Origin of the sequence: Klebsiella sp. 7-CIP_Kleb. (assembly GCF_050378655.1) — a bacterium.
GTDB classification, from domain to species: Bacteria; Pseudomonadota; Gammaproteobacteria; order Enterobacterales; family Enterobacteriaceae; genus Klebsiella; species Klebsiella quasipneumoniae.
In genome coordinates this window covers 1-339 of the sequence record NZ_JBNRLJ010000046.1, presented here as the reverse complement: position 1 = coordinate 339, position 339 = coordinate 1, and the positions used below count along the sequence as shown (strand labels likewise).

At 50.4% G+C, this 339-nt stretch carries 2 tRNA genes; both read left to right on the top strand.

Annotated features, from left to right (window positions below):
* Positions 1 to 49 precede the first annotated feature (49 nt).
* A tRNA-Ile gene (locus ACQUTI_RS26380) sits at positions 50 to 126 on the top strand.
* A 106-nt stretch (positions 127 to 232) separates the two neighbouring features.
* Positions 233 to 308, top strand: a tRNA-Ala gene (locus tag ACQUTI_RS26375).
* Positions 309 to 339: the final 31 nt, after the last annotated feature.

The window sequence follows — 339 nt, the reverse complement described above, 5'->3', positions numbered from 1 at the left end:
AGTGCTCACACAGATTGTCTGATGAAATAGAGCAGTAAATAATCTCTGCAGGCTTGTAGCTCAGGTGGTTAGAGCGCACCCCTGATAAGGGTGAGGTCGGTGGTTCAAGTCCACTCAGGCCTACCAAATTTTCCCTGAATACTGCGTTGTGGCAAAGCTCGCATACTTCAGTATGCTTCGCTTCACCACGCCTTGTCTCAGGAAAAATTACCGGTACAGAGATAACACCGATGGGGCTATAGCTCAGCTGGGAGAGCGCCTGCTTTGCACGCAGGAGGTCTGCGGTTCGATCCCGCATAGCTCCACCATCTTTACTGCGAACACAAGAAAACTTCAGAG